Annotated in this window: 14 protein-coding genes, 1 pseudogene and 1 riboswitch; of the genes and pseudogenes, 3 read left to right on the forward strand and 12 right to left on the reverse strand. The window is 42.5% G+C overall.

Annotation, left to right across the window (positions count from 1 at the left end; translation table 11 throughout):
- From PSI17_RS00555 to rppH, 12 genes are all read right to left on the reverse strand, one after another.
- On the reverse strand, nt 1–570 hold a 570-nt coding region (locus PSI17_RS00555), incomplete at its 3' end, for a tyrosine-type recombinase/integrase (RefSeq protein WP_273550078.1).
- A gap of 136 nt (nt 571–706) precedes the next feature.
- Complete coding sequence (locus PSI17_RS00560; protein WP_273550079.1) at nt 707–1,129, reverse strand: prepilin-type N-terminal cleavage/methylation domain-containing protein; 423 nt, start codon at nt 1,127–1,129, stop codon at nt 707–709.
- The gene (locus PSI17_RS00565; protein WP_273550080.1) at nt 1,129–1,584 is read right to left on the reverse strand and encodes a YgdB family protein; all 456 of its coding nucleotides are present in this window, start codon (nt 1,582–1,584) and stop codon (nt 1,129–1,131) included. The genes PSI17_RS00560 and PSI17_RS00565 overlap by 1 nt, the downstream gene beginning before the upstream one ends.
- Nucleotides 1,574–2,215: a prepilin peptidase-dependent protein gene (locus tag PSI17_RS00570; protein WP_273550081.1), complete on the reverse strand. Its 642-nt coding sequence runs from the start codon at nt 2,213–2,215 to the stop codon at nt 1,574–1,576. The genes PSI17_RS00565 and PSI17_RS00570 overlap by 11 nt, the downstream gene beginning before the upstream one ends.
- Nucleotides 2,212–2,721, reverse strand: a complete 510-nt coding sequence (locus tag PSI17_RS00575) for a prepilin peptidase-dependent protein (protein WP_273550082.1) — start codon at nt 2,719–2,721, stop codon at nt 2,212–2,214. Before PSI17_RS00575 ends, PSI17_RS00570 begins: the two co-directional genes overlap by 4 nt.
- Before the next feature lie 374 nt (nt 2,722–3,095).
- Complete coding sequence (locus PSI17_RS00580) at nt 3,096–4,775, reverse strand: TauD/TfdA family dioxygenase (protein WP_273550083.1); 1,680 nt, start codon at nt 4,773–4,775, stop codon at nt 3,096–3,098.
- 112 nt (nt 4,776–4,887) lie between these two features.
- Complete coding sequence (locus PSI17_RS00585; protein ID WP_273550084.1) at nt 4,888–5,529, reverse strand: LysE family translocator; 642 nt, start codon at nt 5,527–5,529, stop codon at nt 4,888–4,890.
- Between the two features lie 6 nt (nt 5,530–5,535).
- Nucleotides 5,536–6,408, reverse strand: coding sequence for a hypothetical protein (locus PSI17_RS00590; RefSeq protein WP_273550085.1), 873 nt, complete (start codon nt 6,406–6,408; stop codon nt 5,536–5,538).
- A 168-nt stretch (nt 6,409–6,576) separates the two neighbouring features.
- Nucleotides 6,577–7,371, reverse strand: a complete 795-nt coding sequence (thyA, locus tag PSI17_RS00595; RefSeq protein ID WP_273550086.1) for a thymidylate synthase — start codon at nt 7,369–7,371, stop codon at nt 6,577–6,579.
- Nucleotides 7,368–8,258, reverse strand: a complete 891-nt coding sequence (gene lgt, locus PSI17_RS00600; RefSeq protein WP_273550087.1) for a prolipoprotein diacylglyceryl transferase — start codon at nt 8,256–8,258, stop codon at nt 7,368–7,370. The genes thyA and lgt overlap by 4 nt, the downstream gene beginning before the upstream one ends.
- 187 nt (nt 8,259–8,445) lie before the next feature.
- A complete protein-coding gene (gene ptsP / locus PSI17_RS00605; protein WP_273550088.1) occupies nt 8,446–10,692 on the reverse strand; it encodes a phosphoenolpyruvate--protein phosphotransferase in 2,247 nt (748 codons plus the stop codon).
- A gap of 9 nt (nt 10,693–10,701) precedes the next feature.
- Nucleotides 10,702–11,232, reverse strand: a complete 531-nt coding sequence (gene rppH, locus PSI17_RS00610; protein ID WP_273550089.1) for an RNA pyrophosphohydrolase — start codon at nt 11,230–11,232, stop codon at nt 10,702–10,704.
- A gap of 116 nt (nt 11,233–11,348) precedes the next feature.
- Nucleotides 11,349–11,453, forward strand: a riboswitch (TPP riboswitch).
- Between the two features lie 227 nt (nt 11,454–11,680).
- Here rppH and thiB point away from each other — a divergent pair.
- From thiB to thiQ, 3 genes and pseudogenes are all read left to right on the forward strand, one after another.
- Entirely contained in the window at nt 11,681–12,655 is a 975-nt protein-coding gene (thiB, locus tag PSI17_RS00615) for a thiamine ABC transporter substrate binding subunit (RefSeq protein WP_273550151.1), read from the forward strand.
- The gene (gene thiP / locus PSI17_RS00620; protein ID WP_273550090.1) at nt 12,631–14,235 is read left to right on the forward strand and encodes a thiamine/thiamine pyrophosphate ABC transporter permease ThiP; all 1,605 of its coding nucleotides are present in this window, start codon (nt 12,631–12,633) and stop codon (nt 14,233–14,235) included. Before thiB ends, thiP begins: the two co-directional genes overlap by 25 nt.
- Nucleotides 14,228–14,932 (forward strand): annotated as a pseudogene (thiQ, locus tag PSI17_RS00625) (thiamine ABC transporter ATP-binding protein ThiQ); the annotation flags it as partial. The gene thiP and the pseudogene thiQ, both read left to right, overlap by 8 nt.
- Nucleotide 14,933: the final 1 nt, after the last annotated feature.

The following is a 14,933-nucleotide window of genomic DNA, read 5'->3' on the forward strand; positions in this document are numbered from 1 at the left end:
AGGCGCGGGGTTATATTCAGCTCTCCCTGTAGCTATTGCATATCGCCACACTTCTCCACAGCGTTGGCGAACTTTTTGGAGTTTTACTGCCGCTCCTCGATCATGCAACTTTGATAAAACAGCCATCAATTCCATTGGCTTAATCTCAACAATCGGTCTGTTGCCTATGTAGGGAAAAACATCTTTTTCAAATGTTTCCATCATTTCTATTGCGTAGGAAGCTGCCCATCTGTCTTTTCGTTTTTCGTACCACTCCCATGCTATATTTTTGAAGGTATTTTCTATCAGGTTTGCGGCAGATATCTTTTCAGCTTTTCTAACTTCACTGGGATTGATTCCATTAGCAACTAATTTTCTGGCTTCGTTACGTTTGGTTCTGGCTTCAGTGAGTGTGATTACCGGGTAAGTACCTAATGAGATCATTTTAGTTTTACCCGCAAATTGATAACGATAGCGCCAGCCTTTGGAACCATTGGTATCAATCAATAAAGATAGCCCGTTGCCATCCGCCAATGTATAGGCTTTTTCCTTTGGTTTGGCTCGCTTTATTGCCAAATCTGTCAGCTTCATAAATCACCAATAATGTTGTATAGAAAAATCACACAGGGAAACTCTATACAAAACACTATACAATAAATTGTAGATATTTAGGAAGATGGTAATGGACTTCAAAAGAATAAAATAAAAGCAATTATTTGATTTTATTTTAATTAATTGATAGGAATGGACTATAATGGATATTGGTTATATTCTTCCCACTGGCACAAAACCAACGTTCTAATTTACTGGGTTTATTGTAATGTACTGTCAGCTTAATCGTTACTTGATAGCATCCCCAAGCGTGAAATTTTCGCTGAAATTCCATTTTCCCGCCCTGCGGTATCGCTTCTCCTTCCTTTTTCTGCAAATCAATCTGGCCTGCCAGACGTTCGTATTGTTCTAACTGGTCATGGGCATATCGCACCGCCTTAAGCTGCCCCCAATAGTGTTGGAAATTGGCTGACAATGCCTGATGGTAACGCATTAAACCCAATAAAGAGATCGCAAATACCGCAGACGCAACCATGACTTCGGGCAAACTCATGCCCTTCTGGCGTCCTTGCCGCCCAAATAAGCTAAATATTTTCATCAACAAAATTCAGCCTGAGAGACAGGACAAAAATCCAGCCAACCACTGTCAATAGGGATCAGTTCACCAGAAATAAGTGTATCTTGATTTAAGGGTTTCATCTGTTTCATCCATTGATAAAGTTCAAGTTTTTCGCCTGATGTGAATTGAGCAATCCCTTTTAATAAGAAAAGATTGCCTGAATAGTGCTTGAGGCAACTGGTCAGGTGAAATTCCGTTTGTTGCAGACAAGACCAAGCCCCAGCTTCCTGCTGACGGACCGGCCATGATTGCGCCTTTCCCCATACCAGTGATGATTCAGCCCTCCCAAAAGCCTGCAAATAATTTTGTTCATCCATCATCATAAGCATCGCGCTTTCCTGTTGATAATGGAGCGCTTTCAACATCATCAAACTCAGTGCCAATAGCATCATTATCGATACCAGCAGAATATTTCCCTGTTGCTTATCCGCCATAGGTTTTTCCTGATATCGCTTTTTCCCTGATATTGCGCAGCCGGATTGTCGCTTGATAGCGATATACAATCGATGGGGATTTCAACCAATGGGCATCAAGAGACAATGTGATAAAAATTATCCCGCTTTTTGCCCGTGACTTCTCAAGATGAAAGCGATCAATCACAATCTCTTTGGGATCAAATAACCTTTCCCAACCATTTTCCTGACAATCTCCCGTCCCTCTTTTCCACTCAAGGAGACGGTTATTTAAGCGATAACCAAAAAATTCAGCGTCAATATGATCAGGTTTTTCCCATCGATGATTTAAATTGAGATCAAAAGCGACAATAAAACAGGAATTAACAGCTTCCGTATTTTTATTTTGAATGATCAATGGCTCACCTTTGCACTGTTCCCTGTCCCGGCAATAACCTGCCCGCCGGATATCTTTCTCCATCAAATGGGCGGTTCTATCCACCAAATAATGCAGTCTATATTTTCGGTAGAGATCGAGAACTTGCCCTGACAGAACCGGATAGGTTTTCGTCATGGCAACAAAAATCACGCTACTGATTAACAGAGCCACCATGATTTCCAACAAGGAAAATCCTTCCTGTTTTGGTTTGAAATAAAAACGAGTCGGCGTCACGGGTTTTTTATTCCCTCACAATGAGGAAGCGGGTTAATGGTATTGCTGCATGTCCTGATCCTCCCACGCCCTGAAATGACGACACTAATTTCACCCGCCGGATTTGCCAAGGTGAAACTGGCAGGCATTGCGGTATTTCTGATACCATAAAAATCAATGCGATCAGTCGTGGAAAAGGATAAAAACACCTCTTCATGAGGAGAAGTCACCCGTTCCCCATCCCCTTCATCGCAAGCCGCTATTTTAGTTATCGACGATACCAAACACCAAGACTGCCCTATCACTAGCCACAAGGTACGATCCTGATTTAAATAGTTTGCCAAAGCCTGCTGCCTTTCCATAAAAGACAGCACATTATGCACCGCTGATTGCAAATGCAGACGGCTTTGGTATTTCCCCCAATGGTACAATCCCCAAGACAAGCTAATCGAAATAATGAGCATCGCTACCAGTAACTCCAATAATGTAAATCCATTTTGCTGGTGAATACATTTATATTCCATCATTCCCTGACTTCTCTATCCTGTCCGATGTTGTTCAAGAGAAATATCTACGATTAGAAACCAAATAAACAGGGCCATAGTTTAATTATGCGAAGAGGTTTGAAGAAAAGACAGGGATTTTGTTTTTTTACATTTTAATTGCGTGATAGCTCACAAAATAAAATCAAGGTTTTAATAGTGAAAATAAAAAAGAGCAGAACAATAGTCCGCCCTTTAATTTCTTCATCTAAATCAGCACATAGCTTTATTTATTTAAATTAAACTTTCCCATCATAAATTAAATGCACATTATCTTTATTGACATATTAAGAAAGAAAAATCTTAAATAAACATTAAAAAATCATTACATAATCAGAGGAATTTGATTAAGGAAAAATCTAAATTATAAATCGTGTATTAATAACCCGAGGTTCCTCAAGGATATCAGGAATTGCCTGCTTAATATTCGTTAACACACAAGTTCGCAATAACCATCTATCATAGCCATCATAACGCGGTATAAACTCGGTACGACCATGCACGCATCGATTATTATCAATGATAAGCAAGTCTCCTGCTTCGAGGGCAACCCAATATTTATGTTTGTTAGCAATCTTTTTGAGTTTATCAAGGACAAGTTCTGCCTCAGCATTAAGCCCTTTCATTAAATCTAAGTCATAGATCATATAAGGATCATTAGGATTGCCATAAAAAATTGAAGTCAACGGGCCATTACCTTTTACCCCATTGGGACTACCATAGGAATAGTCAATTCCTGTTACAAAAAGTGGTTCAAACAATATTTGAATTTCCCTAAGAGATAAATCGAGCAGCATCATCTTAGCGCTTGATGTAAACGTTTTCGCCATTTTTTCATGATCTTGACGCAAACAATATAATAAAACGTAATCACATATTAATGGATGAAAAGCAATTTCAGTATGAAAATCAAGCTCTTTCTTCGAACTTTCCGATGACAATAGGAACTCTTTTTTGATATTTGGAACCAAGTTTTGGAATATATTGCCATTTTTTTCCTGTGAATACCCAACAGCATAACCGAGAAATTCCGAAATCATGGCTAACCACAATTCACCATAAAAGTTCCCTCGATCGGGATAATTCAACGCATGTGATGGAGTTGGCGGTAAAGCATTCTCAAAACTCAAGCCCTTTAATAAAAATACACCATAATCATTACCATAGTTTTTAAAATGATATAAATTCTCTATGATTTCTTGGTTAAGGTAAATTATACGTTTAAAACTTTCAGAAAGGAATTTATCCAGATGATTATAAGGGCTGTATTGCACATCATCATAGAATCCTTTTTTAATTAACTCATCGTTATTCACATAAGTAATATGATTTCCTTTTATTTTAGATAAATCAGAGGTAGTCTCTGATTCTTTATACTCCATTACACTATTAGAAAATTTTATTCTTGGATCTAAATGGCGTTCTTTGTAATCTCCGCCAATAATATCCCCAATGATTTTCTTCAAAAAAATCTCATTATCATATTTTGCAAAATAGAAAGAAGAATAGGTATTCAATAAACCAAGATAGTAGAATCTCCTATTGCTCTCCTCTTTTTTCAATCCAATAACAAAATTGTCGTATTTTATAAATTCCTGCCATCCTTTATAATCAACAAAGTGCCTAACATAATTACCATGCAAATAGAATTCATCTCCTGCGTAAACTATTTTCATTTCTCCATTAAGCTGATTTAAATAATTAAATTCTTTATGTTTAAACTCTATATACTTAGCAGTAATGTCTTTGCTTACAGTGTGAATTTCTTCATGGGCGTAAATTTCCGACAAAGAAAATATAATAGATAACTTTGGTTGTTCCTCCAGATTATTTTGTGATATATCATTAGTTGTAAGCAATATGTCAATATTACTCAGTTCATTTCCTTTTGATATATAATCATATATATTACACAAATTAAAATAATAATACTTAAAAAAATTAATTATATTATTAAATGAATTCTTTGCAATATTATTTTCTCCTAATTCTTTATAAAAAGAGTCATCATATACAATAATTAAATCTCTACCTTTCATTACCTAACCTCATATATTAAAATATAATAACAGCATCAATTGATTTTATATTGATGCCACATGACGCTATAGATAAATTTGGACAGAAATAATATGCCTTGGTGAAAAAACCTCACATAAAAACAGCACCTATTAACATAATAAATCCAAATAAAAGCAAAAAAACATTAGTTATAGATTCAATAATAATTTGGGATTTACCTTTCAAAAATACACGCTGAATATAAGACAGAGCATAAACAAATATAATCCACCAAAAGATCCCAATGATAATGTCAATCATACCAAGTATGATAACTTGTCTAAGAGGAGGTAGTGATGGGTTAATAAATTGAGGCAAAATACTGATAAAAAATATGGCTACTTTAGGGTTAAATACATTAGCCAATAGCCCAATTAAAAAAGGATTTCTTTTTTTCTTAATTATATCTGGTGAAACAGTAACTGACAGTTGTTGATTTTTATTGAGATAAATCTCTCTTAACCCCGAACTTCCCAGATAAACAAGATAAAAGGCGCCGATAATTTGCAATATATTGAACGCTGTTTTCGATGTTGCCAGAATAACTGTAGCACCTAATGATCCTAAAACAAGATGAAAAAACAACCCTGATTGCACGCCAAATGCAGTGACAATCCCTTCTCTTTTACTCTTAAATACGCCTTTACTGATAACAGCCCAATCAGGGCCAGGAGTCAGGTAAGAGAGCAACGCCAATAGAATAAATACAGACATCAATTCAAAACTGATCATATTTTATTATCTCAAATCACAATGTGTTATGATTACAATATATTCATCACTTTCCCCAGGGTTTATTTCCACCTTGACATCCTTGATTTCTGCTGTACTTCTTATATGGGTTCCACCACACGGAATAACAACAGGGTGATTTTCTACTATACTTTTCCATAATCGTAAATCTTGAATATTTTTTGATGTATATTCAACCTGTATTTCACTCCCTGTTGCAAGCCAATTTTTCAGCGTGAGATTTATTTCTTCACTGGCTTTGTCAAGGTTTTCCATAAATGAAGATTTATCAAACCCTTTTTTCTTGATCGATTTACCAAACCTATATATATCTATTGATTTTAACTCAGAAATTGATGATTTAAATATTGCTGCCTTATCCAAGTTAAAATGCCCTAGGCTATCCGTTTCATAATCTTTATTCCAATATTTATTAGCCGACTTGTTTAAGGCTAAAGACATAAAGTGTGCCATGCTATGCGCGGCACTGATTTTATGTCTGGTTTCAGCATCAACAGATAATTTAACTTTTTCACCTATGATAGATTGATCTTCCACACCGTTTAATGATGCTAAATAGTGTGCTGGAATAAGTTTATCTTCTGCCTTTAATTTATTAGGTATATTCTGGTCAATATAAATCTGTCCGTCAATGATAGCCGCCGTATAAGTCTTAATAATATTTAATTCATGGTGATTAAAGGTGATAACACCCCTATCACTTTTTTGATCTCTCCATTTATAATTTTTGGGATAAAAAGGGCTATTGTCTGTAATAACAATATACCCATTACTATATCTGAATAGATCAATGACCACTGCATCAAGACTTAATTGCCCAGTTATAAAAGATGATTCAATGACTGAATTATTTAACATATCCACCTCACCTACTGTTGATGTTATAAACAGTCAATCTACTTGTTGATTAAAAAATGTCAAGTTCTCGCGGGATGAATTTTCAGTTCGAAATATGATTAATGGAATGAATAATTGATGCGGCTAAATATATTTTCCATCCCCAAATTTGGGGATGGAAAAAGAGGATTAAATCGCAACCGGGGCTTTAATACCGGGATGCGGATCATAATCCACAATCTCAAAGTCTTCGAAGCGATAATCAAACAGTGAGTCTGGTTTCCGCTTAATCACTAACTGAGGTAATGCGCGCGGTTCACGGCTTAATTGAAGTTTGGTCTGTTCCAAATGATTGTTGTAAAGATGAGTATCACCACCCGTCCAGACAAAATCACCCACTTCAAGATCACACTGCTGGGCCATCATATGCACCAATAACGCATAGCTGGCGATGTTGAATGGCAAGCCTAAAAACACGTCACAAGAGCGCTGGTAAAGCTGGCAGGAAAGTTTACCGCCGGCGACGTAGAACTGGAAAAAAGCATGGCATGGCGCCAATGCCATTTTATCCAACTCCCCAACGTTCCATGCGGAAACGATGATCCGACGTGAATCAGGATCACTTTTCAACTGCTCAATAACCTGCGTCAATTGATCGATTTGACGACCATCCGCAGCGCCCCACGCACGCCATTGCTTACCATAAACCGGCCCCAAGTCGCCATTTTCGTCAGCCCATTCATCCCAAATGGACACGCCATTATCATGCAGGTATTGGGTATTGGTATCGCCATGTAAGAACCAAAGCAATTCATGGATAATCGAGCGAATATGACAACGCTTGGTGGTGACCAGTGGGAAGCCTTCTTGCAAATTGAAACGCATCTGATGACCAAAGATAGAGAGTGTTCCCGTTCCTGTACGGTCATCTTTTGCTGTGCCCTCTTTCAGCACTTTTTCCATTAAATCCAGATACTGTTTCATTTTGCCTCTTGTACCTTGTTATTACGAGTTTTGTTGCCGGGGCATTTATATGCCCATATCATCATCAGTATCCCCGCCAGAATCATCGGGATAGACAGTATTTGCCCCATACTGATTCCTTCAAACAGCCCAAGTTGTGCGTCAGGTTGGCGGAAAAATTCGACGATGATGCGAAATGCACCGTAACCAATCAGGAATAAGCCTGAAACGCTCCCCATCGGACGCGGTTTACGGATAAATAAATTGAGGATGATAAATAATACAATGCCTTCAAGCACCATTTCATATAACTGTGAGGGATGGCGGGGCAGGACACCGTATTTTTCCAGAATGGGCCACAGCGAAGGATTGGCGCTGGCGATGGCAATATCTTCACTGCGGGAACCGGGAAATAACATTGCCCACGGTGTATCCAGCGTAACCCGCCCCCATAATTCGCCATTGATAAAGTTACCGATACGCCCCATGCCCAAACCAAAAGGCACTAATGGCGCGACAAAATCCGCGACCTGTAAGAAATGGCGCTTGGTGCGGCGGGAAAACCACCACATGGCGCAAACAACGCCGACCAACCCGCCGTGGAAAGACATTCCCCCATCCCAAACTTTAAACAGATAGAGAGGGTTATCCAGGAACATCGGGAGATTATAAAACAGTACATAACCGAGGCGTCCACCGACGAAAACCCCGACAAACCCTGCGTACAGCAAGTTCTCAACTTCGGTTTTGTCCCAACCACTGTTTGGTTTTGCTGCACGGCGATTTGCCATCCACATGGCAAAAACAAAACCAACCAGATACATAAAACCATACCAATGGAGGGATACAGGCCCGATTGAAAAGATGACTGGGTCAATATTAGGAAATGCCAGATAAATAGTGCTCATCGTTCCCCACTAAAAATCATGTTGTGTGAATGAATGATATTGTGAATAAATGATCTTGTGCGAATAAATTATATGACTTGAATAAGTTAAGACAAATAATCGCGGATAATAACACAGGCAGGGGATTTGCTCCCACCACTAAACGGCAAGTGGTTGCAAGCATGAAGATGCTGAAAGTTGAAAGAGGCTACTTACCACCCCGAATCAAACCACCCAAGCCATGTGATTCCATAAATTCGGCTGACAGCGCTTTTACCTCATGGCTGGTTTCGGCTTTCAGTATCAATTCAATAAGATGCCCAAGCTCATTGGCATCCAAATGCCGCAGCAAATACTTGGTACGCGGAACGCTGTGGCCACTCATGCTCAGGCTGCGATAGCCCAAGCCAAGTAATATCAATGTTCCCATTGGCAGGCCGGCCATTTCTCCGCATACGCTGATAGGGAGATCAAGGCGTTGGCATTCATCCAAGGCCAGTTTCAGGGCGCGGATCACCGCAGGATGTAAATTATCATACAGCGAAGCGACGTGTGTATTATTGCGATCCACTGCAAGCAAATATTGGGTCAGGTCATTCGTACCCACAGAAACAAAATCAATCCGTTTTTTTAATTGGGGCAGCAAAAAAAGGGTAGAAGGGACTTCGAGCATAATACCAATCTGGGGCATGGTAATGGTATCAGCCAGCGTTTGTTCTACTTCAACTTTCGCTCTCTCAATCAGCTTGCCGACTTCCTCAATTTCTTCAATGCTTGTCACCATCGGCAAGAGTATTTTTAAATTGCCCGTCTGGGCGTTGGCCTTGAGCATCGCCCGAAGCTGGATCAGGAATATTTCCGGTTGATCGAGTGTAATGCGGATCCCCCGCCACCCCAGACAAGGATTTTCTTCATTGATCGGCATATAGGGAAGTTGTTTGTCAGCACCAATATCCAGTGTTCTCAACACGACGGGCTTATCAGGAAAAAGTTCCAGTATCTCTTGGTAGCGGTTTTTCTGCTCATCTTCGGAGGGAAACCCGCTGTGCAACATAAAAGGAATTTCTGTGCGGTATAGCCCAATACCATCAATGTTGTCTTCTATCTGCTGTTCATGTTTCAAACTCAGGCCAGCGTTGAGCTGCACCAGAATTCGTTCTCCGCTTTTTAGCCGCGCTCGCTTCTGCTGTTCACACTCCGCCAGCTTGCTGAGAACTCGTTCTTCCTCGATGATTTGTTGATATTCCTGAGCAACCAGAGGCGCTGGCTCAATCAGAATCTCTCCGCGATAACCATCAAGGATGAGTGTCCGGTTGTGTAATAGCTCAGGCTGGATGTCCGCCCCCATGATAGCGGGGATCCCCATCGCACGAACCAGTATTGCAGAATGGGAGTGAGTCGCGCCATCCCGCACAATCACACCAACCAATTGATCCTCTGGCAATTCAGCCAACAGGTTGGCATTGAGTTCATCAGCAACCAGAATAAAACGCTCCGGCCATTGCCTTGTTCCCGTGAAGGAATCATTCAGATGGAACAACACCCGTTGCCCCAGCGCCCGCAGATCGGATGCCCTTTCTCGCATGTAAGGATCTTGCAAGCTGGCAAACTGTTCGGCATATTTCTCAATCACCGTCTTGACCGCCCACTCCGCCACAAAACCGTTATCGACAGAATAAAACAGATCTTGTTTGAGTTGGGGATCATTTAATAGATGGGAATAGAGATCAAAAATAGCGGCGCTTTCTTTTTGTGAACTGGCCGTAAAACGCTTACTGATACGGCGGCATTCCGCGGTGGCTTCTTCAAGGGCAAACGTCAGCCTTGAGCGCTCAGCCTGATAATTCAGCGTTAATGCTTCAGTGACTTGTTCTAACAAAGGTTGGGAGCAATCTTGCCATCCCTGCGCCATCACAATGCCGTTAGAAATGGCGAGCGCCTTGATACGGATCTGGCGATATCGGCCGAATAATCCTTTTGCTTGCGCTTGGGCGAGAACAGCAGCAAGCTGCATCGCCAATGTCACCATGAAAGATTCTTCGCTTTCATTAAATAGCCGTCGCTCATGCTGCTGGACAACTAATATTCCCTGCAACTGGCGACGATAAATAATCGGTACACCTAAAAAAGCCCGCAGACTTTCTTCTTTCACTTGGGGAATATATTTAAAACTGGGATGGTCACGAACGTCAGCAAGATTAATTAATTCAGACAAACGCCCAACTTGCCCCACAACGCCTTCATCAAAGGCCAGACTGATTGCTTTCCCTTTGGGTTTGCTTAACCCTTTAGTGGCCATCAGGTAGTAACATTGCCGTTGATGATCAGCCAAATAGAGAGAACAGACATCCGTGTTCATTGCCAGACAGGTTTCATTGACCAATAGCTCAAGCGCTTCAGATAAATGGGTTGCCATCGCAACCTTTTCGACAATTTCCCGTAAGCGCATGAGCATAGCAATGACCTAGCTTCTTCTACGACGATGTAAATAAGGTGAATGTAATAATGAAACCGGCTCCTGCGTTGACATCACAATAGAAGAGAATTCTTTCATCACGCGGCGATAAACATCCCGTTTAAAAGAAACGACTTGTCGGACAGGATACCAATAACTAACCCAACGCCAACCATCAAACTCCGGCGTTTTACTGCGCTGCACATTAATCTCTTCTTCATTACATAACAACTGCAATAAAAACCAACGTTGCTTTTGCCCAATACAAACAGGCTTTGTATCCCAACGCACCAAACGCTTGGGTAATTTGTAACGCAGCCAGCTCCGGGTCGAGGCGAGAACCCGTACATCTTTGCGATTTAAGCCGACTTCTTCGAACAACTCGCGATACATCGCTTGCTCTGGTGATTCCCCTGGATTGATGCCCCCTTGAGGAAACTGCCAGGAATGCTGCCCATAACGGCGGGCCCATAAAACCTGCCCTTGGCGATTACAAATTACAATTCCTACATTCGGGCGGTAGCCATCATCATCGATCACCAGACTACCTCTCGGTATAACAAATTTAAAAAGATAGCTAATTGTTTCACACTCATCCCAAGCGGTAAACCTCTATGATTAGACTTTGCAGAAGCAACCGAAGTCTCTACAATACTGCTATCTCAACGGGGTGCGGCTGTCACAAAACAGTACTGCTGAGAACAAACCCGTCGAACCTGAACCGGTTAGTACCGTCGTAGGGATTTGAGACGCTAATCATTGATATAACAGTTGTAATTTTCATTTAGCACCTTCTCAGATCCTTTGCTATCTGCTACTGACAAGCATTAATTATTAATGTTTATAACCATCAATATTATTAACTATTGATGTTGCAGCTATTAATATTTGCAGCCGTTAATCAGTTGCAACCGTTAATCAGTTGCAACGACAGGAGAGCAAAGTGTTCAAGAAATTATTTTCCCGTTTTATGCCTATCGCTATCGGTATGCTATCTATTTCTGGCTGCCTCTTTGTTCAGGCAGCTCAGGCGAAACCAACACTGACCGTTTATACTTATGATTCATTTGCTTCTGAATGGGGACCCGGGCCTGCCATCAAACAAGCCTTCGAAGCAGAATGTGGTTGTGAACTAAAACTGGTTGCGCTGGAAGATGGGGTATCTTTGCTGAACCGTTTGCGGATGGAGGGCAAAAAAACACCGGCGGATATTATCCTGGGGTTAGATAACAATCTGATTCAGGCCGCTCAACAAACCGGGTTATTTACACCGAGTCACGTTGATACCTCAACACTGAAATTACCCGTCACATGGAACAATACGACATTTATTCCTTATGATTACGGTTATTTTGCCTTTATCTACAACAAAAATACCCTGCCTCATCCACCAAAAAGTATGGATGAATTAATCAATAGCCACCAGAATTGGAAAATTATTTATCAAGATCCGCGCACCAGTACGCCGGGACTGGGGTTACTGCTCTGGATGCAGGAGCTTTATGGCGACAAGGCCGCACAGGCGTGGCAGAAAGTTGCCAAAAAGACACTCACTGTCACTAAGGGCTGGAGTGAAGCCTATGGCCTGTTTCTGAAGGGCGAAGGGGACATGGTTTTGAGCTATACCACGTCACCCGGCTATCACATTATGGCGGAGAAAAAAGATAACTATGCCGCCGCCCTTTTCAAGGAAGGACACTACTTGCAGGTTGAAGTGGCGGCTCAGGTGGCCACCAGCCAACAGCCTGAACTGGCACAGGAGTTCATGAATTTCATGATCTCACCGGCATTTCAGCAAGTTCTTCCAACTACGCAATGGATGTATCCCGTGATTGATATTCCTTTGCCTGATGTTTTCAGGCAACTTCCTGTTCCTGAGAAATCGCTGCAATTCAACGCAGATGATGTGGCAAAACACCGTACAAAATGGATCCGTACATGGCAAAGCGCTGTCAGCCGTTAATCGCGGGTTGGTTATTGCCGGGGGTCATTGCCTCCGGCCTGCTGGTGATTGTTGCCCTGTCAGCATTCACAACGCTGTGGTTCAATGCGCCCGAAAGCCATTGGCAAGCGTTCTTGAGTGACAGCTATCTCTGGCATGTCATTCGATTCACGTTCTGGCAGGCCTTTCTCTCTGCCGTCTTTTCGGTCACGCCAGCTATTTTTCTGGCACGGGCACTTTACCGACGCCACTTTCCGGGAAAAAGGCTATTTCTGCGCTTATGCGCCATGACCTTGATCCTGCCTGTTTTGGTGGCGCTGTTCGGGCTGCTGACTGTTTATGGTCAAACCGGCTGGCTGGCCAATCTTTGCCAATCGCTGGGCATGGAATATCGTTTTACACCTTACGGGCTGCGGGGCATTCTGCTGGCCCATATTTTCTTTAATATGCCGATGGCAACACGGTTATTGCTGCAATCCCTGGACAATATTGCCATTGAGCAACGGCAACTTGCCGCCCAGCTTGGTATGAACGAATGGCAGCATTTTCGTTTTATCGAATGGCCTTATCTGCGCCGCCAGATTTTACCGACCGGTGCCCTGATTTTCATGCTGTGCTTTGCCAGTTTTGCTACCGTACTTGCACTGGGTGGTGGCCCTGCCGCAACCACCATCGAACTGGCGATTTATCAGGCGCTCAGTTACGACTACGATCTGGGTCACGCCGCCCTGCTTGCCTTGATACAGCTTTTTTGCTGCCTCGGTTTGGTGCTCCTCAGCCAAAAACTCAAGGGTGCACTTTCCGTGGGTTACGGACATCAACAACAGTGGCGTAATCCACAGGATTCATGGCTGAGAAAATTATCCGATGGTTTACTGATTGGCATGGCATTACTGCTGCTGCTTCCCCCTTTATTGGCGGTCATCATTGATGGCCTGAACCGTGATATTTTTACTGTCTTAAGCCAACCGGCTTTATGGCAAGCCCTGACAACCTCCATTATTATTGCACTGGGTGCCGGATTGCTGTGTGTCATCCTGACCATGATGCTGCTCTGGAGCAGCCGCGAATTACGTTTACGTCATGCTTCCCGATGGGGACAGGCGATGGAAACCAGCGGATTATTGATCCTTGCCATGCCGGGCATTGTCCTTGCGACAGGCTTTTTTCTCCTGTTGAACACCACTATTGGCATACCCCAATCACCTTACGGGCTGATTATTCTGACCAACGCCTTGATGGCGATCCCCTATGCGCTAAAAGTATTGGAAAATCCCATGCGCGATTTGGCAGAACGTTACAATCCTTTATGCCACTCCCTTAATATTCAGGGAATTCACCGTTTACGCTGGATCGAGCTTAAGGCATTAAAAATGCCATTGGCACAAGCGCTGGCCTTCGCCTGTGTCTTATCAATTGGCGATTTTGGTGTGGTCGCGTTATTTGGCAATGAGGATTTCCGCACCTTGCCTTATTACCTTTATCAACAAATTGGGGCATATCGCAGTCAGGATGGTGCCGTGACCGCACTCCTGCTGCTCCTGCTGTGTTTTATTTTATTCACTGTGATTGAACGCTTACCGGGCCAACGCCATGATTAACCTTGAAAATGTCATTTATACTTATGAACACCTTGCCATGCATTTTAATGTCAGCGTAAAGGCCGGAGAGCGCGTTGCGATCCTCGGCCCAAGCGGGGCGGGTAAAAGCACATTATTGAGTTTAATGGCCGGTTTCCAGCTTCCAGAACAGGGTAATATCTGGCTGGATGGCGAAAATCATACGGATACCCCGCCTTCCCAGCGCCCTGTATCGATGCTGTTTCAGGAAAATAACCTGTTTTCCCACCTGACCATTGCGCAAAATATTGGTTTGGGATTGCACCCCGGATTGCGGTTAAGCACTGAACAAAAGAAAACGTTGCAACAGATTGCCGCTCAAGTGTCACTGGAGGCGTGTTTACCTCGCCTGCCCGCGCAACTTTCTGGCGGGCAGCGCCAGCGGGCGGCACTGGCTCGTTGCTTAGTCCGCCATCAACCGATTTTATTGCTGGACGAACCCTTTTCGGCACTTGATCCCGCTTTGCGTAATGAAATGCTGGAATTGCTGGATCAAATATGCAAGGAGCGACAAATGACTTTACTGATGGTGTCTCATAATCTGCACGATGCAGCAAAAATCGCCCCGCGTTCCCTGCTGATTGTGGATGGAAAGATTCACTATGATGGGGAAACGGAGAAGCTGGTGAATGGCGAGGTGGATGAGGCGGGGGTTTTGGGGATAGAAACAGCTTACCTTT

Origin of the sequence: Xenorhabdus sp. IM139775, from assembly GCF_028598745.1 — a bacterium.
In the GTDB taxonomy this organism is placed as follows: Bacteria; Pseudomonadota; Gammaproteobacteria; order Enterobacterales; family Enterobacteriaceae; genus Xenorhabdus.

Bases quoted from the DNA above. Each gene is read 5' to 3' on its own strand.
- PSI17_RS00560 (WP_273550079.1), bottom strand. From the start codon at position 1,129: ATGAAAATATTTAGCTTATTTGGGCGGCAAGGACGCCAGAAGGGCATG.
- PSI17_RS00565 (WP_273550080.1), bottom strand. From the start codon at position 1,584: ATGGCGGATAAGCAACAGGGAAATATTCTGCTGGTATCGATAATGATG.
- lgt (WP_273550087.1), bottom strand. From the start codon at position 8,258: ATGAGCACTATTTATCTGGCATTTCCTAATATTGACCCAGTCATCTTT.
- PSI17_RS00590 (WP_273550085.1), bottom strand. From the start codon at position 6,408: ATGTTAAATAATTCAGTCATTGAATCATCTTTTATAACTGGGCAATTA.
- PSI17_RS00575 (WP_273550082.1), bottom strand. From the start codon at position 2,721: ATGATGGAATATAAATGTATTCACCAGCAAAATGGATTTACATTATTG.
- thiB (WP_273550151.1), top strand. From the start codon at position 11,681: ATGCTATCTATTTCTGGCTGCCTCTTTGTTCAGGCAGCTCAGGCGAAA.
- thyA (WP_273550086.1), bottom strand. From the start codon at position 7,371: ATGAAACAGTATCTGGATTTAATGGAAAAAGTGCTGAAAGAGGGCACA.
- ptsP (WP_273550088.1), bottom strand. From the start codon at position 10,692: ATGCTCATGCGCTTACGGGAAATTGTCGAAAAGGTTGCGATGGCAACC.
- thiP (WP_273550090.1), top strand. From the start codon at position 12,631: ATGGCAAAGCGCTGTCAGCCGTTAATCGCGGGTTGGTTATTGCCGGGG.
- PSI17_RS00580 (WP_273550083.1), bottom strand. From the start codon at position 4,775: ATGAAAGGTAGAGATTTAATTATTGTATATGATGACTCTTTTTATAAA.
- PSI17_RS00585 (WP_273550084.1), bottom strand. From the start codon at position 5,529: ATGATCAGTTTTGAATTGATGTCTGTATTTATTCTATTGGCGTTGCTC.